We start from the raw sequence: 19,082 nt of genomic DNA, 5'->3' as shown, positions 1-19,082 counted from the left end.
TCTTTGCTAAAATTTGATCATACAACATGTTACAAGTACCGTTTATACGTCAAAATAAGGAATTAGTGCTGGAGCGTCTGGCTTTTAAGAACTTTAAGGAGCTGGATGTAGTGGAAGAAGTGCTGGCACTGGACGACAAGCGTAAGAAATTAACCCTTGAATACGATGATACACAGGCGCAGGTAAATAGTTTATCCAAAGAAATAGGTAAACTGATGGCCCAGGGAAAGAAAGAAGAAGGAGAAGCACAACGTGCTGCAGTAGCGGCTTTGAAAGAGCGTCTCGGGCCTGTGAATGACGAATTGAATGCAACCGAAAAAGCATTGCATGATACGCTGGTGAAATTGCCTAACCTGCCTGCATCTATTGTTCCTGCCGGTAAAACACCGGAAGAAAACGTGGAAGTGCGCAGCGGTGGTAAAATTCCTGATCTGTATGATGGTGCCGTTCCTCACTGGGATCTGGCCAAACAGTACGACCTGATTGACTTTGAGTTGGGTAATAAAATCACCGGCAGCGGTTTTCCTGTTTTCAAAAACAGGGGCGCCCGTTTGCAACGCGCACTGATTCAGTATTTCCTGGATTACAATACCAGCAATGGATACACCGAATATGCACCGCCTTACCTGGTGAATGAAGCATCTGCCTATGGTACCGGTCAGCTGCCGGATAAAGAAGGACAGATGTATCATGCCACAGAAGATAACTACTATCTCATTCCTACAGCAGAAGTTCCGGTGACTAATATCTACAGGGATGAAATCGTAAAGGATACAGATCTGCCTATCAAAATGACGGCCTATACGCCTTGTTTCCGCCGCGAAGCAGGATCTTATGGCAAAGATGTACGCGGATTGAATCGTGTACACCAGTTTGATAAAGTAGAAGTAGTACAACTGGTGCATCCGGACAAATCTTACGAAGCCCTGGATGAAATGGTGGCGCATGTAGAAGCCCTGCTGAATCAGCTGCAACTGCCTTATCGTATTCTTCGTTTATGCGCAGGCGATATGAGCTTTACTTCTGCGATCACCTACGATTTTGAAGTGTACAGTGCTGCCCAGCAGAAATGGCTGGAAGTGAGTTCTGTGAGTAACTTTGAAGCCTATCAGACCAATCGTATGAAAATACGTTTCAAGGAAAATAATGGTAAACCACAGCTGGTACATTCCCTGAATGGCAGCTCCTTGGCATTGCCGCGTATCCTGGCCTGCCTGCTGGAAAACAACCAGACCGCTGAAGGTATACATATACCAACAGTGCTGCAGAGTTATTTCGGCAGCCATATGATATAAATTAGCATTCAGGGGTTGGTTATTGGGCTGTTTAATAGCATGGCTATTACTTCACTTAATAATCAGCCCCTGAATATTTGCATGCACTTATGAAACATTTTCTGCCCAACGGCGACGAACTCATCATTCGCCCTCCCGAAATTAAAGATGCCGCCGCTTTGCTAGCCAGCTTTCAGCGCCTGACCCGGGAAACGGATTACCTGCTTTTTACGCAGAAAGAGTCGTTGGAGCTGGATGTCGCCTCTGAGGAAGATTATATTCAATCCTACCTGGACAACCCCAATCAACTCCTGTTGGTAGCCATTGTAAAAGGCCGTATTATAGGATCTATCAACGTCAATCACAGCGGACTTCATAAAAAGGCACATACTGCCGAAATGGGCATTGCTGTGGAAAATCAATGGAATAATATGGGCATAGGCCGCCGCCTTATTACCGCCATGCTACGCTGGGCAGAAGAACGTCCGGGTCTGCACATGATTTATCTTCATGTTTTTTCGCCCAATGAAAAAGCCATGCAGATATACCGCAACTTCGGCTTTATGGAGTGCGGGCGCCTGCCACAAGCCATTGCTCAAAAAACCGGGGTCTATGCCGACCTGGTGACTATGTACCGGCAGATAAAACCACTGCCATAATTTCTCCCGAATACGATTAATTTTAAGGTTTAAATGAAACAGCATGGATCGATATGACCGTCAGACCCGGTTGGAAGGATTTGGGCCTGAAAAGCAAGCTTTACTGCAACAGGCGAAAGTGCTCGTAATAGGCGCTGGTGGCCTCGGTGTGCCGGTATTGCAATACCTTACCGCCATGGGGGTGGGTACCATCGGGATTGTAGAACATGATACCGTAAATGTAACCAACCTGCAAAGACAAGTACTCTATACCACGGCGGATCAGGGCATCTCTAAAGTGCAACTGGCAGCCTCCCGCCTGCAGCAGCTGAACCCGGAAGTAACACATGTGATACACGATACCTGGCTGACTACTGATAATGCACTGGAACTATTCCGTGCATATGATGTAGTGGTAGACTGCTCCGATAATTTTGGTACCCGTTACCTCGTCAATGATGCCTGCGTAATTACCGGTAAACCACTGGTGTATGGAGCTATCTACAAATACGAGGGACAGGTAAGCGTATTTAACTACCAGGAAGGGGCTACCTATCGCTGTATCTTCCCGGAAGCGCCGGAAAGCGGGGAAATGCTTAACTGTAATGATATTGGCGTACTGGGTGTACTACCTGGACTGATAGGCTGTTACCAGGCCAATGAAACGGTGAAAGTGATTACAGGTATAGGCACTCCGCTCCGTAATCAGTTAATGACCATAGATACCCTGCATAATACCCAGATGGTATTTAATATTACGCCGATAGCTGCCAACCAGCAGATCACGGCACTGCAAAATAATTATCAACAAACCGTTTGTGAAATGGAAGGTGTACAATCCTTATCTGTGCAACAACTGCAGGAGTGGTTGCGAAGCAGTGCCCGCTTTATGTTGCTGGATGTAAGAGAAGATGATGAGTGGGAAATATGTCATATACCGGGGTCGTTGCATATTCCGATGGGACGTGTATTGCAGCAGACAGACGCCTTGCCGGCGGAAGCGCCTATTGCGGTGATTTGTCACCACGGCATGCGTAGCCGGGCAGTAGCACAGCGTTTAACCGAACTCGGTTTTAACCGGGTATATAACGTAGAAGGCGGTATTCACGCCTGGGCAAGTGTAATAGATGATCGGATGCAAACTTATTAACCGTGATCACAGAACTCTGTTTACTTTTTTTCCTGGTAGCACTGGCCTATTCTGCTGCCGGTTTTGGAGGAGGCTCCAGCTATCTGGCTATCCTGGCGTTGTGGAGCATAGATTTTCAGCTGATGAAATCCACTGCATTGTTATGTAACGTAGCCGTAGTGGTGGGTGGCGTTTATCACTTTTATAAAAGCGGACATCTGCCTTTGAAAAAGGCGTGGCAGCTGTCGCTGGTGAGTGTACCGCTGGCTTTTCTGGGTAGTTACCTGCCTATGAAACAGGCTACGTTTTTCCTGGTGTTGGGTATTGCGCTCACGCTGGCAGCCCTGGTGATGTGTTATCGTTTGTTTTTTGAGCGGGAGGAACCCATTATCCCTGCTGAAAAGGGAAATGGGGTGGTATACGGTATTATTGGCGGCGCCATTGGATTACTATCCGGGATGACGGGTATTGGCGGTGGCATTTATTTATCGCCGGTATTACGTTTGGGGAAATATGATACCGCAAAAAATATCGCCGGGCTAAGCAGCTTTTTTATCCTGGTAAATTCTATTGCCGGTTTGGCTGGTCAGGCCGCAAAACATGCGATCGTATTTGATCTTAAGTTTACAGGACCACTATTGCTGGCCGTTATTGCAGGCGGGCAAATAGGTGCGCTTTTGAGTGCCAAAGTGCTGAAACCCAGATGGGTAGCGGGTGCTACTGCGGTGTTGATTTTATATGCAGGCGTAAGAATGCTGATAAAGTAAAGCGGGTATTCCCCAAATGATTACTTTCAATAACCCGGAACAGGCAACGATTAGTGGCTGGTTTTATCCACCGATGATGGACATGCTCTCCATATTTTTTTCGGTGTGCTGTTGCTCTGCTTCAAATCCGTTGGCAAACCGTGCATGTATGGCGGCTTGTATAGCAGGTAACAGTCCTTGTGCATCGTGCTGCAATATTTCTTTTATGTTCAATACATCATTCCCGTACAGGCATGTTTTCATACTACCGGTGGCGGATATACGGAGCCGGTTGCAGGTGCCGCAAAAAGTACGACTGTAGGCGGGAATGACGCCAATATTACCTTTATGGCCGGGGATGTGATAATTGAGCGATGTAGAATGAGGTGCATCGTTTATTTTCTGTAGCGGATATGCTTCACTGATAGTATCCAGTATTTTATGATAGTTCCAGGTGATACCTGAAAATGAATGTCCTTGTCCGTTAAAAGGCATTTCCTCTATGAATCTTACTGAAAGTGCGTTGTCGCGGGTAAGTGCAGTGAACGCGGTGAGTTCATCTGTATTTACATTTTCCATCACTACCGCATTGATTTTTACCTGCATGTTATGTTGCAGCAGACTTTGGAGTGTATCCATTACCGTAGTAAACCTGTTGCGGCGTGTTATCTGCACGAAACGTGCTGCCTGCAAGGTATCCAGGCTAAGGTTGATGTTGGTAATTCCAAGTTGGTGCAGTGCCGGAATATGAGGTTGTGTAAGTACGCCATTGGTGGTGATCGCAATTTCTTTGATCCCTGGTATTACTTTTATTTTTTCCAGCAGCGTCATCAAGCCCGGTCGCAGAAAGGGTTCTCCGCCGGTGATTCTTACTTTGGAAATACCTGCTGCCGCGAGTATTTGCAGCAGGGAAATGATTTCATGATCGGTCAGTAATGCTGCTTTGTGTACAAAATGCATATTTTCCGGCATGCAGTAGGTGCATCGGAGATTGCACCGGTCTGTTACCGACAGTCTAACGTAATCGATGGTGCGATGATGGGCATCCGTGAGCATTTTTATCAGCAGTTTTGGCCGGCCATTGGATTATCGAATGACTGGCTTTCGTCTTCGTTTCTTTCTGTAAGGCATTTAAAATCTTTTTCTACCAGGATTTTTAGTTCTGATCCGTCCGCATTGGGCAGAATGAGTTCAAATCCTACCTGCTCCGGTGTATACCAGTCGGCCAGGCGTGTAAGGGGTACCAGCAGGTGAACACCGTCCTGTTCCAGTTTAATGATGGGATCCGTGATTTCCTTACCGCGTATGCAGAAATGGAGGGTGCCGGCACCAATATGGGTGATAGATTCCACTTTGCCGGTAGTTTCCAGTAGTTCTATATCCGTTTTATCCAGGCGATATCTGATGCCGTTGCCTCTTAACCGTATTTTCATGAAAAATGATTTAACTGCCGTATTAAAATTACTACTTTATCGGGGCTATATTGTAGTTTTAGCCAACAATTTAACGAGTATGGGGATATTACTGTTTGGAGCAGCAAAGGATATTGCGGGTGTACCGGTGTTGGAAAAACCTGCACATATCACGGATGTGGCGGCGCTGAAGGCATGGCTTTATGAAGTGTATCCTTCCCTGCAACAGCTTAAACCCTTGATGATAGCGGTAAACAGGGCTTATGCCACGGATGCGCAGTTGATTGGCGCCCGGGATGAAATTGCCGTAATACCGCCGGTAAGTGGGGGGTGAGGTGGACTTGATGCGGAGTTGAGGTGGACTTGACATGGAGTTGAGGTGGACTTGAAATGATGTGGTAAAGGGAGATAAAGTCCCATTAAACCTGGTTTTTAGTATTCATAAGATGGAAGTATTAATAAACATTAAAGAAATCATCACTGTTCAGGAAGCACTGGACTTCATACAAGCGCCGGAATGCGGTGGAGAGGTTATTTTTGCCGGCACCGTACGAAATCATACCAAACAAAGGGAAGTTCTCAAACTTTACTATGAATGTTATGAAGCCATGGCGATATCTGAAATGGAGAAAATAGCGGCACAGGTGCAGGAAAAGTGGGATATACAGAAGCTGGTGATGCTGCATGCCGTGGGAGACAAATACCCGGGAGACATTGCTGTAGTGATAGCGGTAGCCTCCGCGCACCGCGGTATTGCCTTTGATGCCTGTGAATATGTGATAGATACCCTTAAAGAGACGGTGCCTATCTGGAAAAAGGAATTTTTTGCAGATGGGGAAATTGTCTGAGCATGTTTAAATCAGCTCTCCAGGAACAGGATTCCGATTTACAACCCCAAATTTGAAAGTACTGTTGCTTTTTCTTCCGGTGTATTTGCATTGAACTGCTCGGTAGCATATGGGTTTTGCAGTAAAGCGATATCCATGTTCAGCATGCTTTTGCGCGGACAGTTCCTGCCGGCGATCACATTCTGCTGCAGTGTGGCTAATCCGGCAGGCTCCCAGATGGCGATCAGAGGTTCTGGCGAATCATTAAAAGGACTTATAAAAGAAGTCGCTGATTTAGTGGCATCTCTTGATTGAATCAGTAATTCCAGGCTTTGTTTGCTGAGTAAGGGCAGGTCGCAGGCGAGTACCAGCCAGGCCGTTGCCGGTTGCAGCGCATGGGCGCTGAGCAGGCCGGCAGAAGGTCCGCCGAAGGAAACGCTATCCGGTATCAGGTGCGGATATGCGGAAAAATTATCCTGCTGTTCTGTTCTGCATGAAATATATACTTCTGTTAAAAAAGATTGCAATAGTGCTACCAGGTATTGCCATTGCGGCATGCCATGATAAGCGATGGTGCTTTTATCTTCCTGCATTCGGGTGCTGAAGCCGCCGCATAGCACCAGTCCTTTCAAAGGAGGTGTATTATCTTGTATAGTCATGTTTACCACCTGTTTTGCTGATCAGTTTGGTTTCTCTGATAACCATATCCTGGGTGAGTGCTTTACACATATCGTAAATGGTGAGTGCTGCTACGCTGGCGCCGGTGAGTGCTTCCATTTCCACGCCTGTTTTACCAGTAGTTTTAACGGTACAGCGGATAACGGCTTCTGTTTCTTCCAGCTGTATTTTTACATCACAACCATCCAGTAGTAAGGTATGACAAAGCGGAATAAGCTCCGGTGTTTTTTTTGCGGCCATAATTCCTGCAATGATGGCCGTTTGAAATACGCCACCCTTGCGGGTTTGAATGTCCTGCCCCTGGAATTGGTCCCGCACTACCTGCGGTAAAAAAACACGGCTCTCGGCAACGGCTATACGATAAGTATCCAGTTTGCCACTGATATCTACCATTGCCGGCTGGCCGCTTTCGTTCAGGTGAGAAAAACCACCACTTGATTCATTGGACATAAAAGCATAAATTTAAACAAGTTCACCTTCTACAAAAGTAATTCAAAATGATGTTGACTGTTGCTGCTGCATTTAAGGCTGTCATACAAACTGTGCGGGACCTGGGTACCGAAACGGTGCCTTTTGAATCCGCCACCGGCCGTATTTTGCGGGAGTCTGTACTGGCCGACAGGCCTTTCCCGCCATTTGACCGCATCACTATGGACGGTATTGCTGTTAACTACGACAGCTTTGCCCGGGGGCAACATATTTTTGGCGTGGAAGACATACAGGCTGCGGGTACGCCGCAGTTGCAGCTCTCCAATACGGCTAACTGTATAGAAGTGATGACAGGCGCTATTCTCCCGGAAATGACAGATACGGTCATTCCCTACGAACACCTCACCCCCTCTGAACACGAAGGTTTTCGCCGATTCACCGTACATAAGGCCGTAAAAAAAGGACAAAATATTCATAGAATAGGCTCTGACATCGCCACCGGCGCGGTACTCATCCCTCCGGGCAGGTTGATAGGGCCTGCAGAAGCAGGTGTATTGGCTACTGTAGGTAAAACTAATGTGCTGGTGAGCAAACAACCCAGGGTGGTACTCATTGCCACCGGCAATGAACTGGTACCTGTGCACACTACCCCGGCGCTTCACCAGGTCCGTATGTCTAATGTATACAGTATGCTGGCGTCATTGGAGCAGATGGGCATTAAAGCCCGTTACATACACCTGAATGATGAAGCCGAAGAAATGCGAGAACAGCTGCAATCATTACTGGAAGAAACCGATATCTGGATTAGTTCCGGCGCAGTGAGTGCCGGCAAATTTGATTATCTCCCTGCTGTATTACAGCAACTGGGTATGCAACAGGTTTTTCATAAAGTACAGCAAAGACCCGGAAAGCCTTTCCTGTTTGGTCGTTTCAATGAGGGGCCTGTCGTATTTGCCCTGCCGGGTAATCCGGTTTCAGGATTTATGTGTTTTTACAGATATGTACAACCATGGATACAATCTGCTATGGGCGCTATATTACAGGAACCTTGCTATGCGCAGTTATCAGAGAAAGTTATTTTTGAGGCAGAACTGGAATATTATTTGCCGGTAAAACTGCAATCACAACCCGATGGCAGGATGATCGCTATTCCGCAACCGTATCAGGGTTCCGGCGATCTGGCCAGTTTGTTGAAAGCAGATGCGTTTCTTACGCTACCATTGGAAGAAAATGTTTTTGAAAAAGGAAGCACCTACCAGGTATGGCGCTTTCGTTAAGCAATAATCAAAGGATCGGACGTTTCATGCAACGATAAAGTATATACGCTGATGAGGAGATGTTGCTTAGCCCTAACCCATAACGATAATATTAACCCGCGAGCGCTGGAATACTTTGATACTAAACTATATAGCTCATAACGATTCCGTATATACGCAGAGAGGGAAACGTTCTGCTTGCCAGAACAGCGAAACAAATAATAGCTGATCCTTTAAACCCGCCAGGCATTTGGCAGTCTTATCATAAATAATTTGCTTATGGCCGAAGTTGTCCACAAAACTCAGTTGCAACATCTCGCCTGGCGCGCTGGCTTTGGAGAAACCCTCCCCGTTATCTCAGACTGGGAAAGTAGAAGGCGAAAAGAAATTGTGAATAAAGTGCTCATTGGCCCTGTAAAGAAACCACCGGTATCGGTGGATGTATTGGCTGTTAGTGATCTTCCGGATTACCGGAAGCTTAAAACAATGACACCCGAAGAAAGAAAAAATCTGCGGGAGATGAATACACAGGGCATTAAAGATCTGAATGTAGCCTGGGTAACTGCGATGATAAAAAGTGAGCATCCGCTGCGCGAAAAAATGAGTCTTTTCTGGCATGGACATTTTGCCTGTCGTACACAAAATATATTATTTAACCAGCAATTGCTGGCGGTCATACGTGACAACGCGCTGGGAGATTTCGGTGACCTGCTGAGCGCAGTGTCCAAAAGTCCCGCGATGTTGCAATTCCTGAATAATCAGCAAAACCGTAAACAACATCCCAACGAAAACTTTGCACGCGAAGTGATGGAGCTGTTTACGCTGGGCAGGGGTAACTATTCCGAACAGGATGTGAAAGAAGCGGCAAGATCATTTACCGGCTGGGGTTTTGATGAAGGCGGTACATTTGCATTCCGCGATAAACAACATGATGATGGTATCAAATCGTTGCTGGGGAAAGAAGGGAATTTTAATGGAGATGATGTACTGAAAATACTGCTGGAGCAAAAGCAGACGGCGAAATTTATTACTACAAAAATCTACAAATATTTTGTCAGCGAAACGCCGGATGAAGCACGTATTGCAACGTTGTCTGAAAAATTTTATCACTCCGGGTATGACATAAAATCGTTGATGCGGGAAATCTTTATGGCCGACTGGTTCTACGACAGCAGCATTGTTGGTAATCGTATTAAATCGCCGGTGGAGTTACTGGTGGGTATTCGCCGGGCAATTCCCATGACTTTTGAAAAAGAGGAAACCATGTTATTGTTCCAACGGGTGCTGGGGCAACTCCTTTTTTATCCGCCCAATGTAGCCGGCTGGCCCGGTGGACGTAACTGGATAGATAGTTCCAGCCTGATGTTCCGCCTACGAGTGCCACAGGTGATTTTATATTCTCAGGCATTTAATGTGATGCCGAAAGAGTTAACACCGGAAATGGGAGATGGCGGTAATTATAAAATGACTTTGCAGGTCAATGATTTTCTCAAACGGCAATTTGCCAAAAAGGTAAATGCAACAATTGATTGGAGTCCTTATATACAGGGATTTAGCGAGGTACCCCGGGAAAATCTGGCCAACGAAATTGCCGGCATATTGCTGCAACAAACCAATCAGATTAACCGGTCTATGCTGGAGAAATATGCAGATAGCAGTAGCCGGGAAAACTATATTAAAACGGTGACCATTGATGTGATGAGTACGCCGGAGTACCAATTGTGTTAGCTTTTAGCCATTAGCAGTTAGCTTTTAGCTGATTGCTAATAGATAAAAAAGCCAAAAGTAACATAACGATAAAACGCAGGTAGCCGGAAGCTTACTGCTAATGACTAACAGTTAAAAATATCATATGCTCATTCTTAACAGGCGTCGTTTTTTACAGGTGGGCTCGCTGGCTTCGGCTGCAGTGATGATGCCTAAATTCCTGAAAGCGTTGGAGAGAGGAGCGCTGGTTCCTCCTGGCAACAAGATATTGGTGATTATACAATTGTCCGGTGGCAATGATGGACTTAATACCATCATACCCTATCGCAATGATATTTATTACAGCTCCAGGCCATCACTGGGTATCAAGAGAGAAGCGGCATTAGCATTGAATGATGACCTGGGTATACATCCTGCATTAAAAGGATTAAAAGCATTGTATGATGATGGATCACTGAGCATACTGAATAATGTGGGATACCCTAATCCTGATCGTTCGCATTTCCGTTCCATGGATATCTGGCATTCCGCCAGTCAGTCAAATGAATACTGGTCTGATGGCTGGATAGGGCGCTACCTGGATGCACAATGCAAAGGTTGTGATAAGCCAACACAGGCACTTGAAATAGATGATACCCTGAGTCTTGCTATGAAAGGAGATAGTGATAAAGGGCTTGCAGTAACAGATCCAACGCGGCTTTTCGGCACGAGCAACGATCAGTATTTTAAAGAGCTGTTGCAACAGCATCCTGTTGGTGATGATCATCACAGCAACGTAGATTATCTGTATAAAACCATGGGAGAAACTATTTCTTCCGCTGCTTATATTCAACAGCAATTCAAAACGTATAAGTCGACCGAAGCTTATCCTAATACGGAGCTGGGTAAAAATCTGAGAACCATTGCCAACCTGGTGATGTCTGACATCAATACAAAAGTTTACTATGTATCACATGGTAGTTTTGATACGCACGTAAATCAGCAGGATCAGCAGGCGCGGTTATTTGGCCAGCTAAGCGATGCCCTGACGATATTTACCGGCGACCTTAAAAAGAACAACCGTTTCCAGGATGTAGTGGTAATGACGTTTTCGGAATTTGGCCGTAGGGTGAGTCAAAATGCAAGTGGGGGCACAGATCATGGCACTGCGAACAATATGTTTTTGGTAGGCGGAGGATTAAAGCAGCCAGGTTTTATTAATGAAGGCCCCGATCTGATGAATTTAAAAGATGGTGATCTGCAATACAAAGTAGACTTTAAGAGTGTGTACGCCACATTGTTAAGCAAGTGGCTGGGGGCGGATGACCGGGAAGTGCTGCGGATGCAATACCCGCATATGGAATTTATTTAGAGCTTTTAGCCATTAGCTTTTAGCTTTTAGCAAAATGCAGCGGAGATGGATATTTATAACAAATGCAGCGGATGATCTCCGCTGCATTTTGCTAAAAGCTAAAAGCTAATGGCTAAAAGCTCTACTGGCTCACCTGTGTAATAACAGCTCTGAAATTGCCATCTCTTACAGCTCTTGGTCCGCCGGCGCCGGTGGTTTCTTTCAGTGTACCGGTAAAGGTACCTTCTACAGTAACGTTATCTATACGTGTAATAGTGATATAAAAATCGGTACTTCCTTCGGAAGTGAGGGTGGTATAAGTACTGGCCAGCATCATCAGCATGCTGTTTCCCTTTTTAGTGGCTGCATATACACCTGGTTTAAAAGGCAGGGCGGCGGCAGCTAATGTAAAGGATACCTGGTCTCCTCCATAGGTTTGGCCAGTGATTTCCATCTTGGGATAGTCATTGTCCGGATTCTCATCTGTAAGGTTAGGTACGTAAATAGTGCCTTTGGGACTTTCTGAAAGATAGATTTTGTTATCTAGTTTCATTGATATAAATCTGCGCTTGAGGCTATCGTCTTTATTTTTATCCTTTCCGCAGGAAATGCTCAGCAATGTAATGGCACTGAGTAGTGCGGTAACTAATATACGCATAGGTTATATTATAAACAGTTTTAATTATTCCGCGACTAAATTAAACATTTAAATACAAAAAACGGATGCCGGTAATGGATTGTTACACCCAGTTACCGGCATCGCCCTTATCTTGAAAAGTTGGCTAATTATGCTTTACGTGCGGTGCGGTACAGGTACCAGCCCATAAACGCAAAAAAGGCGCAACCTATTATATAATAACCTCCCGGACCCAGGATATTGGTGAGTACTTCCTGGTTATTTAATTTGGCGAGTACCTCCGCAGACTTGTCGAAACCAGCCAGGATGGCGATGATAACGCCCGCCACTGCCCCACCGGCTACCAGCCCTGTGGCAAAGAGATTACCTTTACCCAGTTCTTCTTCTTCCGGAGAAACCTTTTTGTTGTCTTTCTTTCGTTTGTAGTCTACCAGGCCGCGGATAGCGCCACCGGTGAAGATCGGAAGTGTAGTAGACAACGGCAGATAAGCACCTACTGCAAAAGAAAGAGAGTTTACACCACACAATTCCATGGTAATAGACAGGAATACTCCTACCAGCACAAATTGCCAGTCGAGGTTAAATGACAGGATTCCCTTGGCTAGTGTAGCCATGAGCGTACCTTGTGGTGCCGGATAGTACGAGCTGCCAATCGCATGATCTATTACACCATGCTTTATCATGTCTGCCGTAGGCTTATCTAAAAACTTTACTGTTAAACCAATAACAATAGAAGATACGATAGCGCCAATAAACAATGCCAACTGCTGATACATAGGCGTTGCGCCTACAATGTATCCGGATTTCAGATCCTGTGAAGTACCACCGGCATTGGCAGCTGCGATACAAATCATACCACCCACTACCAGGGCCATAGGCTCATATACTTTACCGGTCCAGCCTACTGCAATAAATACCAGGCAAGTCCCCATCAGTGTAGCGATGGTCATACCCGAAATAGGATTGTTGGAAGAGCCGATCAGGCCTACAATACGACTGGATACTGTTACGAAGAAGGCGCCAAATACCACTACCAGTAAACCTACCAGTAATTTTTTGCCGATAGAATCGCCCGGTAGCTGTGGCAGAAAAGCCATCAGCAGGATGAGGGCAAGACTACCAAACAGTACCACTTTCAGGCTAAGGTCTTTTTCTGTTCTGGGTACACTCCCTTTTGTACCTGCGTTTTCAGAACCATCTTTTATAGCTCCTAAACTTCCTTTGAAAGAAGATATAATGGTAGGTATTGTTTTCAGCAACGTGATGAAACCACCGGCTGCTACTGCACCCGCACCAATTTGTCTTACATACGCATAATATACTGCTGCAGAATAGTCTGTAAAAGTATGGGTGAGCGGATTCCAGTTACCTTGTCCGCCTGGTGTTTGCAGGTTGGCCAGGTAGCCTATTTTCACCAGCTGGGTAGCAATGGTCTCTGCGGGCAGCAGGGAAGCCAGCAGCGGAATGAGTGCCAGCCACGACAGCACACCACCAGCTACCAGTACTCCTGCAATACGGGGACCAATAATATACCCTACTCCCATATACTCAGGTGTAATGTCAGCGCTGATTTTGGCAGAGGGGAAAAATTTACTGGCCTGTTTGGTCATGTATTCCGGCGTTTCCGCAATCACATGCAGGATCTTTTGAAAGATGGCATAAGCAAAGGCAAAGCCGAGTCCATAGAATGCTGTTTTGGCAAAGTCGCCGCCCTTCTCTCCTGCTATGAGTACATCGCCACAGGCGGTACCTTCCGGATAGGGTAAGGTTTTATGCTCTTTTACTATCAGTGATTTTCGTAGTGGAATCATCATCAGCGTACCCAGGATCCCTCCAAAGATGGCCAGGATAAGGATGGTAAAGTAGTTGAAGAACTGGGTGCCACCACCGTCGCTCAGGAATAAGAAGCCCGGTAGGGTAAATACTACACCGGCAGCAATGGATTCCCCTGCGGAGCCGGTGGTCTGGATAATATTATTTTCAAGAATAGTGGTGTTGAAAAATTTTCTCCCTAAAGTAATAGCAATAACGGCGATAGGAATAGAAGCGGAAACGGTGAGACCCGCTTTCAGCGCGAGGTATACGGTAGCTGCGCCGAAGATAATACCGAAGATACAACCCAATAGAATGGACTTGAGTGTAAATTCCTTCATTTGTACGCCAGGTGGAACAAAAGGCTTGAAATTGTTGTCAGACATAAATGTATTTATAATTTACAGGTAGAATGTTGTACTATTTAATATAGTGAAAATACCGCATTAGTCGTGCAATGATACTAAATAGTCATATAGTTATACCACAGTATTAATATAAACGGTTCGCATAAAAAAAGAGGGAAGTGGATTTAAATCCGCTTCCCTCTTTCAGTTATATGGTATTGTGCTTATCTAACGCCATGCATCCATTTTTTCAGGAAGCTGTTAGACAGGAACAATAGAACGGCAGCAGCACCTGGCAGGATCACAAACACCATGAAAAATTCATAGAGGTTGTGAATAGTGAAACCTGCGAAAGTAGGGTAATGTGCAGCCAGTTTGAGTTCGTGTAATTTATCAATTTGTTGTGCTGTGGCGCTAATAGTACCATCCAGTATGCCTTTCAGGTCGATACCGTTTTTGGTAGCCAGCTCGTATTTGTCCATGGTAGGCGGGAGCAATGCGCCGAGGGTACCAGCCAGTGCGTAACCGGCGGCATTGGCCAGGAACCATACACCCATCAGCAAAGAAGAGAAACGGTGAGGAGCCAGTTTAGCCACCAGTGATAAGCCTATCGGGGATAAGCACAATTCACCGAGGGTATGGAACAGGTACATCAGGATCAACCAGCTTACACCCAGTTTTTCACCGGCACCCAGACTTTTCATTTGAATGGCAATGATGAAAAAGCCCAATGACAGCAATGCCAGTCCCAGTGATTGTTTTATCGGAGAAATCGGTTCCAGTTTGCGTTGTTGTAATTTGAGCCATAACCAGCTGAAAGGCAATGCAAATACGATGATGAAGATAGAGTTGGCATTTTGTACAAGGCTTGGCGGCATGTCCCATCCAAAGATGCGGCGGTCTGTTTGATAGTCGGCAATGAATGTGAGGGAGGATCCTGCCTGCTCAAAACAAGCCCAGAAGAAGATTACAAAGAATGCGACAAAGTAGATTACAGTTATTCTTTGTCTTTCTACTTTGGTAATAGATTTATCGGTAAGGATTAATACAGCAAGGCTGATACCAGCGGCATATATAAATGGATATATCCATGACTTGATGGGATTGGGGTCGATGGACAGGTAGTGAATACCGAAGAAGAGTACCACCATTAACACAAGTACGCCGAAGATGGCGGGAGTAGTGAAGTTGGCTTTGTCGGCTTCACCGGTAGCGGTAGTACCGGTAGATTTGGAGAAGTCGGGTTTGCCGCCGATAGCTTCACCGGCAGGCGTTACTACATATTTATCTTTCAGGAAGTAAAAGAGGATGGTGCCAAGGAACATGGCGATACTGGCAGCGAGGAATCCCCATTTGAAGGCGCTTACTATTCTTACACCAGTGGCTTCTATTTTCACATCGCCGAGGATTGGGCAAATGGACATACCCAGGAAGGCGCCCATATTGATTCCCATGTAAAAGATGGTAAAGGCAGAATCGAGGCGGCTGTCATTTTTTGGATACAGCTGACCCACCATAGAAGAAATGTTGGGTTTGAAGAAGCCATTACCGATAATGATTACAAAAAGAGCCAGCCATACGATCATTTTGGCTGTTTCAACGTTATTGGCGTAGAGGATACCACTTAATACCATGAGCAGTTGTCCAAAACCCATTACGAAACCACCTAATATAATACAGTTTCTGTTACCGAGGTAGCGGTCGGAGATGTAACCACCCAGCATAGGGGTCAGGTAACATAATCCCAGGAATCCGCCATAGATGATAGAGGAATCTGCTTCAGAGAAAGCCAGTGCATTTACCAGGAAGAGCGTTAACAACGCCCGCATACCATAAAAGTTAAACCGTTCCCACATTTCCGTGGCAAATAATACCGAGAGGCCCTTAGGGTGGCCCTTCTGCGAGGCAATAGGGGACTCTTGTGCAACAGCAGTTTGCATCATAAATTGGTTAGTTTTAGCAATAGTTGTTTAGATTTCGAGAACCTTTAAATATGGCAAGTTAAATAAATTCGGTTATCTGCGTAAAAAAATGGTATAAATGCTCATTTTTTGCGCTTTTTTGATCTTTCTTTGCACTTTCTTTCGCATCTGCATTTATTAGGCAATTCATATGAACATACTATTACTTGGAAGTGGTGGTCGGGAACACGCACTGGCCCTTAAAATGTCACAAAGCCCGCTTTGCGGTCAACTGTTTATTGCTCCGGGTAACGCCGGTACCGCCCAATGTGGTAAGAACATAAACATGGGAGTGAGTGAGTTTGAAAAGATAAAGTCCTTTTGCCTGGACAATGCTATTGATCTGGTGATGCCCGGTTCTGAAGAGGCCCTGGTGAACGGGATCTATGATTTCTTCAAAAAGGATGCTGCCCTGCAGCATATCCCGGTAATGGGTCCTTCACAGGAAGGTGCACAGCTGGAAGGAAGTAAGGCATACGCCAAGCTTTTCATGGAGCGGAATAACATCCCTACCGCTGGTTACCGTGAGTTTAACGTTGATAACTATGAAGAGGGGCTCGCTTACATTCAGCAGCACTCCTTACCAATCGTATTAAAAGCAGATGGATTGGCTGCTGGTAAAGGGGTGATCATCACTTCTTCTTACGAGGAGGCGGCAGAAGAATTTCAGCAAATGATTAAGTCTGCCAAATTCGGTGAGGCCAGCAAAACAGTGGTGATAGAAGAGTTCCTGTCTGGTATAGAACTGTCTGTCTTCGCCATTACCGATGGGCATTCCTATAAAATATTACCTGAAGCAAAAGATTACAAACGTATAGGGGAAGGTGATCAGGGGCTGAATACGGGTGGTATGGGAGCGGTATCTCCGGTACCATTTGCGGATCCTATCTTCATGAAAAAGGTAGAGGATCAGGTGATCAGACCTACCATAGCAGGCTTGTCTAAGGAGGGAATTGTGTACAATGGCTTTGTCTTTTTTGGCCTGATTAATGTAGGAGGGGAGCCTTTCGTGATTGAGTATAACTGTCGTATGGGCGATCCGGAAACGGAAGTAGTAATGCCCCGTTTGAAAAATGATCTACTGGAATTGTTCAATGCGGTAGCATCCGGCCAACTGAATGAGCAGACTATTTACGCTGATGAGCGTGCTGCAGCTACGGTAATGCTGGTATCAAAAGGATACCCTGAAGCATATGAAAAGAATAAGGTGATAAGTGGTATTCCGGCTCCAACGGCCGACCAGATTGTTTTTCATGCCGGCACCCGGCAGGAAGGCGACGAGGTGCTGACCAACGGCGGTCGTGTATTGTCTGTTACTTCACTGGCTGCTAACCTGTCGATGGCATTGGCTCATTCTGTGCAAACAGCAGAGTTGATTACCTTTGATGGTAAGGGCTATCGCCGTGATATCGGATTCGAATTTGTATAGCGGATTAGCAGTTAGCTTTTAGCCGTTAGCAGTTAGGGACCTTAGCGGTTAAGGATTCGCTTAAATCCCTAACTGCTGGCAGCTAATGGCTAAAAGCTATAACAATCCAGTAAGGAGGGCTGGTCCAGGACAATTGAAAAGCGGGACTTGTAAAGGCGTAATTTTAGGCAGTAGGAACAATTAAAACGGGGATATCCCGTTCATCTGGTCGGAGCATAAAGAGAGCAGTTACTATGCCGTTTGCACAACAAATAACTTTTTTTAATATTTAGCTGTATTATTGCAAGAATATCCATTTTTTGCATCGTATATTCGTTGGAATTATTCATTTTTGCATTCTAATTTTTGACCGTATCAACAATGGGATTTTTTAATTTTTTAACGCAGGAAATCGCGATTGATCTTGGTACAGCGAACACGCTGATAATTCATAATGACCAGGTGGTAGTGGACGAGCCTTCCATTGTAGCGATAGAACGGGCTAGTGGCAAAATTGTGGCAGTTGGAAAGAAGGCCATGATGATGCACGAAAAAACACACGAATATCTTCGTACTATACGTCCCCTGAAAGATGGCGTGATAGCGGATTTTAATGCCGCTGAGGGAATGCTCAGGGAACTCATAAAAATGGTTTATCCGAAGAAACCATTATTTGCTCCAAGCTGGCGGATGGTGATCTGCATTCCTTCCAGTATTACGGAAGTGGAAAAGAGAGCTGTGCGTGACTCTGCTGAGCAGGCAGGCGCGAAGGAAGTATACCTGTTGCATGAGCCGATGGCTGCTGCACTGGGTATTGGTATCGATGTGGAAGAACCGGTAGGTAATATGATCATTGACATAGGCGGTGGTACCACCGGTATTTCTGTGATCGCCCTGGCAGGTATTGTTTGTGACCAGAGTATCCGTATTGCCGGTGACGAGTTCACTGCTGATATCATGGAAGCCCTGCGCCGCTATCATAGCTTGCTGATCGGTGAAAGAACGGCAGAACAGATCAAAATACATATCGGATCTGCCCTGAAAGAACTGGACAACCCACCAGATGATATTCCTGTTAATGGACGAGATCTGGTAACAGGTATCCCCAAGCAAATCATGGTATCTTACCAGGAGATTGCGGAAGCCCTTGACAAATCTATCTTTAAGATCGAAGAAGCCATCCTGAAAGCGCTGGAAACAACGCCTCCTGAGCTGGCATCAGATATTTATCGCAGAGGTTTATACCTGACCGGCGGTGGTGCTTTACTGCGCGGACTGGATAAACGTCTTACCCAAAAAATCAAACTGCCGGTGCATGTAGCGGACGATCCGTTGCGCGCGGTGGTAAGAGGTACTGGTATTGCGTTAAAGCATGTTGGTAAGTATCCGTTCCTGATGCAATAAAACTATTTTGATATTTACGGATTTGGAGATGTTGGTCAAACAACGTTGAAAAGTCCGTAAATCTCTAAATCTCAAAACCAGTGCGCG

General features: G+C 45.7%; 18 protein-coding genes. 11 read left to right on the top strand and 7 right to left on the bottom strand.

Translation table 11 applies throughout. The features are described 5' to 3' along the window. The first annotated feature begins 26 nt into the window (after window positions 1-26). From serS to AC1DCV_RS11800, 4 genes are all read left to right on the top strand, one after another. Window positions 27-1,295, top strand: a complete 1,269-nt coding sequence (gene serS / locus AC1DCV_RS11815) for a serine--tRNA ligase (RefSeq protein WP_477023368.1) — start codon at window positions 27-29, stop codon at window positions 1,293-1,295. An 89-nt stretch (window positions 1,296-1,384) separates the two neighbouring features. Next, window positions 1,385-1,933: an N-acetyltransferase family protein gene (locus tag AC1DCV_RS11810; RefSeq protein ID WP_477023367.1), complete on the top strand. Its 549-nt coding sequence runs from the start codon at window positions 1,385-1,387 to the stop codon at window positions 1,931-1,933. A gap of 43 nt (window positions 1,934-1,976) precedes the next feature. Further along, window positions 1,977-3,062 (top strand): ThiF family adenylyltransferase, encoded by a 1,086-nt coding sequence (locus AC1DCV_RS11805; RefSeq protein ID WP_477023366.1) that lies wholly within the window; start codon window positions 1,977-1,979, stop codon window positions 3,060-3,062. Window positions 3,063-3,064: 2 nt separating this feature from the next. Continuing rightward, window positions 3,065-3,808 carry a sulfite exporter TauE/SafE family protein gene (locus AC1DCV_RS11800; protein ID WP_441573230.1) on the top strand — a complete coding sequence of 248 codons (744 nt, stop codon included), beginning with the start codon at window positions 3,065-3,067 and terminating at the stop codon, window positions 3,806-3,808. Window positions 3,809-3,871: 63 nt separating this feature from the next. Here the strand turns inward: AC1DCV_RS11800 and moaA are convergent, their stop codons facing one another. After that, window positions 3,872-4,843: a GTP 3',8-cyclase MoaA gene (gene moaA, locus AC1DCV_RS11795; protein WP_477023365.1), complete on the bottom strand. Its 972-nt coding sequence runs from the start codon at window positions 4,841-4,843 to the stop codon at window positions 3,872-3,874. Between the two features lie 5 nt (window positions 4,844-4,848). After that, window positions 4,849-5,220 (bottom strand): DUF7009 family protein, encoded by a 372-nt coding sequence (locus tag AC1DCV_RS11790; protein ID WP_477023364.1) that lies wholly within the window; start codon window positions 5,218-5,220, stop codon window positions 4,849-4,851. Between AC1DCV_RS11790 and AC1DCV_RS11785 the strand changes: the two genes are divergently transcribed. Together AC1DCV_RS11785 and AC1DCV_RS11780 are read left to right on the top strand one after the other, a co-directional pair. Beyond that, window positions 5,219-5,533 carry a MoaD/ThiS family protein gene (locus AC1DCV_RS11785; protein ID WP_477023363.1) on the top strand — a complete coding sequence of 105 codons (315 nt, stop codon included), beginning with the start codon at window positions 5,219-5,221 and terminating at the stop codon, window positions 5,531-5,533. The genes AC1DCV_RS11790 and AC1DCV_RS11785 overlap by 2 nt on opposite strands. Before the next feature lie 112 nt (window positions 5,534-5,645). Next, window positions 5,646-6,047 (top strand): molybdenum cofactor biosynthesis protein MoaE, encoded by a 402-nt coding sequence (locus AC1DCV_RS11780; protein WP_477023362.1) that lies wholly within the window; start codon window positions 5,646-5,648, stop codon window positions 6,045-6,047. Between the two features lie 38 nt (window positions 6,048-6,085). Here the strand turns inward: AC1DCV_RS11780 and AC1DCV_RS11775 are convergent, their stop codons facing one another. Both AC1DCV_RS11775 and moaC read right to left on the bottom strand, forming a co-directional pair. After that, window positions 6,086-6,685 (bottom strand): NTP transferase domain-containing protein, encoded by a 600-nt coding sequence (locus tag AC1DCV_RS11775; RefSeq protein ID WP_477023361.1) that lies wholly within the window; start codon window positions 6,683-6,685, stop codon window positions 6,086-6,088. Further along, window positions 6,669-7,154, bottom strand: coding sequence for a cyclic pyranopterin monophosphate synthase MoaC (moaC, locus tag AC1DCV_RS11770; RefSeq protein ID WP_477023360.1), 486 nt, complete (start codon window positions 7,152-7,154; stop codon window positions 6,669-6,671). The genes AC1DCV_RS11775 and moaC overlap by 17 nt, the downstream gene beginning before the upstream one ends. Window positions 7,155-7,201: 47 nt before the next feature. Between moaC and AC1DCV_RS11765 the strand changes: the two genes are divergently transcribed. The 3 genes from AC1DCV_RS11765 (at window position 7,202) to AC1DCV_RS11755 (ending at window position 11,447) form a co-directional block, all read left to right on the top strand. Beyond that, complete coding sequence (locus tag AC1DCV_RS11765; RefSeq protein ID WP_477023359.1) at window positions 7,202-8,410, top strand: molybdopterin molybdotransferase MoeA; 1,209 nt, start codon at window positions 7,202-7,204, stop codon at window positions 8,408-8,410. A gap of 258 nt (window positions 8,411-8,668) precedes the next feature. Further along, window positions 8,669-10,117, top strand: a complete 1,449-nt coding sequence (locus AC1DCV_RS11760) for a DUF1800 domain-containing protein (protein WP_477023358.1) — start codon at window positions 8,669-8,671, stop codon at window positions 10,115-10,117. 124 nt (window positions 10,118-10,241) lie between these two features. Next, the gene (locus tag AC1DCV_RS11755; protein ID WP_477023357.1) at window positions 10,242-11,447 is read left to right on the top strand and encodes a DUF1501 domain-containing protein; all 1,206 of its coding nucleotides are present in this window, start codon (window positions 10,242-10,244) and stop codon (window positions 11,445-11,447) included. Window positions 11,448-11,568: 121 nt separating this feature from the next. Here the strand turns inward: AC1DCV_RS11755 and AC1DCV_RS11750 are convergent, their stop codons facing one another. The 3 genes from AC1DCV_RS11750 to AC1DCV_RS11740 form a co-directional block, all read right to left on the bottom strand. Beyond that, complete coding sequence (locus tag AC1DCV_RS11750; RefSeq protein ID WP_477023356.1) at window positions 11,569-12,084, bottom strand: hypothetical protein; 516 nt, start codon at window positions 12,082-12,084, stop codon at window positions 11,569-11,571. A 128-nt stretch (window positions 12,085-12,212) separates the two neighbouring features. Beyond that, window positions 12,213-14,261 (bottom strand): OPT family oligopeptide transporter, encoded by a 2,049-nt coding sequence (locus AC1DCV_RS11745; RefSeq protein WP_477023355.1) that lies wholly within the window; start codon window positions 14,259-14,261, stop codon window positions 12,213-12,215. A gap of 185 nt (window positions 14,262-14,446) precedes the next feature. Further along, window positions 14,447-16,165 (bottom strand): peptide MFS transporter, encoded by a 1,719-nt coding sequence (locus AC1DCV_RS11740; protein WP_477023354.1) that lies wholly within the window; start codon window positions 16,163-16,165, stop codon window positions 14,447-14,449. A 169-nt stretch (window positions 16,166-16,334) separates the two neighbouring features. Between AC1DCV_RS11740 and purD the strand changes: the two genes are divergently transcribed. Both purD and AC1DCV_RS11730 read left to right on the top strand, forming a co-directional pair. After that, a complete protein-coding gene (gene purD / locus AC1DCV_RS11735; RefSeq protein WP_477023353.1) occupies window positions 16,335-17,612 on the top strand; it encodes a phosphoribosylamine--glycine ligase in 1,278 nt (425 codons plus the stop codon). Window positions 17,613-17,972: 360 nt separating this feature from the next. Beyond that, window positions 17,973-18,995 carry a rod shape-determining protein gene (locus AC1DCV_RS11730; protein WP_079469708.1) on the top strand — a complete coding sequence of 341 codons (1,023 nt, stop codon included), beginning with the start codon at window positions 17,973-17,975 and terminating at the stop codon, window positions 18,993-18,995. Window positions 18,996-19,082: the final 87 nt, after the last annotated feature.

Source organism: Chitinophaga sp. 10T418 (genome assembly GCF_056394125.1).
Note: the sequence above shows the minus strand (reverse complement) of the source record. Positions and strands in the feature narration are given on the sequence as shown.

Bases quoted from the DNA above. Each gene is read 5' to 3' on its own strand.
- AC1DCV_RS11775 (WP_477023361.1), bottom strand. From the start codon at position 6,685: ATGACTATACAAGATAATACACCTCCTTTGAAAGGACTGGTGCTATGC.
- AC1DCV_RS11755 (WP_477023357.1), top strand. From the start codon at position 10,242: ATGCTCATTCTTAACAGGCGTCGTTTTTTACAGGTGGGCTCGCTGGCT.
- AC1DCV_RS11765 (WP_477023359.1), top strand. From the start codon at position 7,202: ATGATGTTGACTGTTGCTGCTGCATTTAAGGCTGTCATACAAACTGTG.
- moaC (WP_477023360.1), bottom strand. From the start codon at position 7,154: ATGTCCAATGAATCAAGTGGTGGTTTTTCTCACCTGAACGAAAGCGGC.
- purD (WP_477023353.1), top strand. From the start codon at position 16,335: ATGAACATACTATTACTTGGAAGTGGTGGTCGGGAACACGCACTGGCC.
- AC1DCV_RS11740 (WP_477023354.1), bottom strand. From the start codon at position 16,165: ATGATGCAAACTGCTGTTGCACAAGAGTCCCCTATTGCCTCGCAGAAG.
- AC1DCV_RS11810 (WP_477023367.1), top strand. From the start codon at position 1,385: ATGAAACATTTTCTGCCCAACGGCGACGAACTCATCATTCGCCCTCCC.
- AC1DCV_RS11780 (WP_477023362.1), top strand. From the start codon at position 5,646: ATGGAAGTATTAATAAACATTAAAGAAATCATCACTGTTCAGGAAGCA.
- AC1DCV_RS11730 (WP_079469708.1), top strand. From the start codon at position 17,973: ATGGGATTTTTTAATTTTTTAACGCAGGAAATCGCGATTGATCTTGGT.
- AC1DCV_RS11745 (WP_477023355.1), bottom strand. From the start codon at position 14,261: ATGTCTGACAACAATTTCAAGCCTTTTGTTCCACCTGGCGTACAAATG.
- AC1DCV_RS11785 (WP_477023363.1), top strand. From the start codon at position 5,219: ATGAAAAATGATTTAACTGCCGTATTAAAATTACTACTTTATCGGGGC.
- AC1DCV_RS11805 (WP_477023366.1), top strand. From the start codon at position 1,977: ATGGATCGATATGACCGTCAGACCCGGTTGGAAGGATTTGGGCCTGAA.
- serS (WP_477023368.1), top strand. From the start codon at position 27: ATGTTACAAGTACCGTTTATACGTCAAAATAAGGAATTAGTGCTGGAG.
- moaA (WP_477023365.1), bottom strand. From the start codon at position 4,843: ATGCTCACGGATGCCCATCATCGCACCATCGATTACGTTAGACTGTCG.
- AC1DCV_RS11760 (WP_477023358.1), top strand. From the start codon at position 8,669: ATGGCCGAAGTTGTCCACAAAACTCAGTTGCAACATCTCGCCTGGCGC.
- AC1DCV_RS11750 (WP_477023356.1), bottom strand. From the start codon at position 12,084: ATGCGTATATTAGTTACCGCACTACTCAGTGCCATTACATTGCTGAGC.
- AC1DCV_RS11790 (WP_477023364.1), bottom strand. From the start codon at position 5,220: ATGAAAATACGGTTAAGAGGCAACGGCATCAGATATCGCCTGGATAAA.